At 68.0% G+C, this 4,267-nt stretch carries 4 protein-coding genes; 3 read left to right on the top strand and 1 reads right to left on the bottom strand.

Annotated features, from left to right (window positions below):
• Both NUU27_RS25025 and NUU27_RS25020 read left to right on the top strand, forming a co-directional pair.
• The coding region (locus NUU27_RS25025; protein ID WP_257765004.1) for a class I tRNA ligase family protein at positions 1-1,517 on the top strand (1,517 nt) is incomplete at its 5' end.
• A gap of 222 nt (positions 1,518-1,739) precedes the next feature.
• Entirely contained in the window at positions 1,740-2,399 is a 660-nt protein-coding gene (locus NUU27_RS25020; protein ID WP_257765006.1) for a hypothetical protein, read from the top strand.
• 63 nt (positions 2,400-2,462) lie between these two features.
• Here the strand turns inward: NUU27_RS25020 and NUU27_RS25015 are convergent, their stop codons facing one another.
• On the bottom strand, positions 2,463-2,891 hold the full coding sequence (locus NUU27_RS25015; protein WP_257765005.1) for a nucleoside deaminase: 429 nt from the start codon (positions 2,889-2,891) through the stop codon (positions 2,463-2,465).
• Positions 2,892-3,183: 292 nt separating this feature from the next.
• Between NUU27_RS25015 and NUU27_RS25010 the strand changes: the two genes are divergently transcribed.
• The coding region (locus NUU27_RS25010; RefSeq protein ID WP_257765003.1) for a pseudouridine synthase at positions 3,184-4,267 on the top strand (1,084 nt) is incomplete at its 3' end.

The following is a 4,267-nucleotide window of genomic DNA, read 5'->3' as shown; positions in this document are numbered from 1 at the left end:
GGGTGCCCGACACCCTGCGCTCGCGCGCGCTCAAGGCCATCGACGACACGCGCTTCGTGCCGGCCACCGGCCAGGCGCGCCTGCGCGCCATGATCGAGGACCGGCCCGACTGGGTTTTGTCCAGGCAGAGGGCCTGGGGCGTGCCGATCTGCGTCTTCGTTGACGAGGACGGCAACGTCCTGAAGGACGAGGCGGTCAACCGGCGCATCCTCGATGCCTTCGAGGCGGAAGGGGCGGACGCCTGGTTCGCCGAGGGCGCGCGGGCGCGCTTCCTCGGCGAGAAGGCCAACGAGCCCTGGGCGCAGGTGATGGACATCCTCGACGTCTGGTTCGATTCCGGCTCCTCGCACACCTTCACGCTGGAGGACCGCCCGGACCTGAAATGGCCCGCCGACGTCTATCTGGAAGGCTCCGACCAGCATCGCGGCTGGTTCCATTCCTCGCTTCTGGAAAGCTGCGGCACGCGCGGCCGGGCGCCCTACGACACGGTCATCACCCATGGCTTCACCATGGACGAGGACGGCCGCAAGATGTCGAAGTCGCTCGGCAACACGGTCGTGCCGCAGGACGTGATGGCCAAATCGGGTGCCGACATCCTGCGCCTGTGGGTCATGACCACCGACTACTGGGAAGACCAGCGGCTCGGCCAGAACGTCATCCAGACCAACATCGACGCCTATCGCAAGCTCCGCAACACCATCCGCTGGATGCTCGGCACGCTGGCCCACGACCCGGGCGAGGACGTGCCGCTCTCCGATATGCCGGAACTGGAGCGGCTGATGCTTCACCGCCTGGCCGAGCTCGACGAGGTGGTGCGCAAGGGCTACGACAATTTCGACTTCAAGCGCATCGCGCGCTCGGCGCTCGATTTCATGGTCGTGGAGCTCTCCGCCTTCTATTTCGACGTGCGCAAGGACGCGCTCTATTGCGACGCACCGTCGAGCCTGCGCCGCAAGGCTTCGCTGCAGGTGGTGCGCACGCTGTTCGACTGCCTGGTGACCTGGCTGGCGCCGATGCTGCCCTTCACCACCGAAGAGGCGTGGCTGGAGCGATATCCGCAGGCCCGCTCGGTGCACCTGGCGCAGTTTCCGGCCGTGCCAGCCGAATGGCGCGATCCTGCACTGGCCGAGAAGTGGCGCAAGGTCCGCCAGGTGCGCCGCGTCGTCACCGGCGCGCTGGAGATAGAGCGCAAGGAAAAGACCATCGGCTCCTCGCTGGAGGCGGCTCCCGTGGTCTATGTGAGCGATCCGGAGCTGCAGGCGGCGATCGCCGATCGCGACATGGCCGAGATCTGCATCACGAGCGGCATCGATATCCGCAGCGAAGCGGCGCCTGCCGGCGCCTTCGCGCTGGAAGAGGTGCCCGGGGTCGGCGTGGTCTTCGCCCGCGCCGGCGGCCGCAAATGCGCGCGCTCCTGGCGCTACACGGACGATGTGGGCTCCGATCCGGACTTTCCGGACGTCTCGGCCCGCGATGCTGCGGCGCTGCGCGAGCTGCAGGCGCTCGGCCGTCTTTGACCGCGCGGGCGGGGCGCCGATTGCGTCCCGCCTCCGCCTTCGCTACAACTGCCGCCGGGTGAGGACAGTGAGGCCCAGGTCGGGGATGCCACGTTGTCGCCGGATTCCTGCGCGACACGGCGGGAAACGGGCTTTCCCGGCGGAATCGAGCAACGGGACGTTACAGGGAACGTGCGGCCGCAACGGTCTTGCCGTTCCTGGAGAGAGGTGGCAGTGAAACTTATGGAAACCAGCGCATCGCGGCGTTCGGCGCACAGGCTTGCTGTAACGGGCGCGTTGTCCTTGTCCGCTGCCTTACTGTCCGGCTGCATGGGGTCTCCAACCTATGGCACGGGCAAGCCGGCCGACCAGCAGCTTCTCGAGGATGTCACCGGCGTTCTCTCGCTCGGACCGAAGAACAAGGAGCGCATCGAGTACAAGCCGCGCGCTGGCATCGTCATGCCGGCCTCGACGGAGGTGCTGCCCCCGCCGCAGGAGGACGTGGCGACGTCCGGCAACCCGGCATGGCCCGAATCGCCCGAGCAGCGGCTTGCCCGCGTTCGCGCCGAGGCGACGGAAAATCAGGACAACCCGCTCTACCGGTCCTCGATCGTGCGCGACGTCGGCGTCAACGCGCGCACCCAGGACGGCACGCTCGACCCGGTCAAGGCGAAGGCCCAGCGCGAAGAGGTGATGAAGCGCCGCGCCGAGGCGAACCAGCTCAACCCGACCACCCGGCGCTATCTCAGCGAGCCTCCGGTCACCTATCGCCAGCCGGCCGAAAGCGCGCCGACGGGCGAGCTGGGCGTGGATGAGGCGAAGAAGGAGCGCGAGGCCAAGCGCGCCGCCCAGAAGAAGGGTGGCGGCTTCGATCTGCGCCGTCTTTTCCCCTGGGGGTCGTGAGGCCTCCTGCTGCTTTCCGGCCTGACGGCCCCCAGTCGCGGACAGGCCGCGTTTTCCCGATGCTTACCGCTGCGCGCGGAAGAATGCCTTGAGCAGATCCGCCGCATCGCTTTCGCCGATGCCGGCATAGACCTCCGGTGCATGGTGGCATGTCGGCAGTGAGAAGAAGCGCGCGCCGTTGGTCACCGCACCGCCCTTTTCGTCTTCGGCGCCGAAGTAAAGACGCCTGATGCGGGCGAAGGAGATGGCTCCGGCGCACATGGCACAGGGCTCCAGCGTGACGTAGAGATCGGCATCGGGCAGCCGCTCGGAGCCGAGCCTTTCGCAGGCCTCGCGGATCGCCACGATCTCGGCATGGGCGGTCGGGTCGTTGCGCTCGCGGGTGCGGTTGCCGGCGCTGGCGAGGATGGCGCCGTCACGCACGACGACGGCGCCGACCGGCACCTCGCCGCGCGCGGCCGCCTGCCGCGCCTCCTCGAGCGCCGCGTCCATGAAGGAGCCGTATTTCGCTTTCGTGCGGTTCACCAATCTTTTTTGCTCGCAACCGGCGATCCGAATTGATACCTAGAGCGCCGTGCTTCCCTCGGACGCACAAAGGACGCTCTATCGTTTTGCTTTTCGCATTTGTGCGGACGTCAGGTGATTCCATCTGACTGCAAAATGCTATAGCCGCCTCTACAGCATTTTTGAGCCGGGTGGAAACACCGGGTCCAGCGTATGAACGAACTGGAGCGATTGCGGTGCCTCGCAAAGACGGCACCCCGCCCCGGGAAACAAGGCCATCATGACCAGCGACCGACCGAAGAAGACATCCCGCAAGGACACGCCGCGCAAACCGGCCGCCGCCGAAAGCGGGCAGAACGACAAGGGCGAGCGCATCGCCAAGCGGATGGCGCGCGTCGGCGTCGCCTCGCGGCGCGATGCCGAGGCGATGATCGAGGCCGGACGGGTGACCGTCAACGGCAAGGTGCTCGCCTCGCCGGCCTTCAATGTCGGCCCCTCGGACCGGATCGAGGTGGACGGCAAGCCGCTGCCGGCGGTGGAGCGCACGCGCCTGTTCCTGTTCCACAAGCCGGCGGGCGTGGTGACCACGAACCGCGACCCGGAGGGGCGCCGAACGGTGTTCGACGTGCTGCCGGAGGGATTGCCGCGGCTGATCACGGTTGGCCGCCTCGACATCAACACCGAAGGGCTCCTGGTGCTGACCAATGACGGCGGCCTGGCGCGCACGCTGGAACTGCCCACCACGGGCTGGCTGCGCCGCTATCGCGTGCGCGTTCACGGCAAGGTGGATGCCGAAGCGCTTGAGGGCCTGAAGGACGGCATCGCCGTCGACGGCGTCTTCTACGGCGCCATCGAAGCGACGCTCGACCGCGAGCAGGGCTCCAATGCCTGGCTGACCGTCGGCTTGCGCGAAGGCAAGAACCGCGAGGTGAAGAACGTTCTGGGCGCGCTCGGCCTCGATGTCACGCGCCTGATCCGGCTTTCCTACGGTCCCTTCCAGCTCGGCACGCTGGCCGAAGGGGAGGTTCAGGAGATCAAGGGGCGGACGCTGCGCGACCAGCTCGGCGAGCGGCTGATCACTGAAGCGGGCGCCAATTTCGATGCGCCGATCGCCACCCCGTTTTCCAACAAGCCGGTGCGCGCGGGGCGGCCCGCCCCGGCCGTGGAGATCAGCGAGCGGCCGGCACCACGCGAAGGGTTCGTGAAGAACCGCAAGCGCGACCGCGACGACCATCGTGAGGAGATGCGCGGCCGCCTGCAGACGCGGCCCGGCGGCCGCCGCGAGGATGACGAAAGGCGCGACAGCGGCACGCGGCACAGCCGCGCGGCGCATGTGTGGATGGCGCCCGGTGCCCGGCCGCAAG

Origin of the sequence: Nitratireductor sp. ZSWI3, from assembly GCF_024655565.1 — a bacterium.
In the GTDB taxonomy this organism is placed as follows: domain Bacteria; phylum Pseudomonadota; class Alphaproteobacteria; order Rhizobiales; family Rhizobiaceae; genus Nitratireductor.
This window is presented reverse-complemented; position numbering and strand designations above follow the sequence as displayed.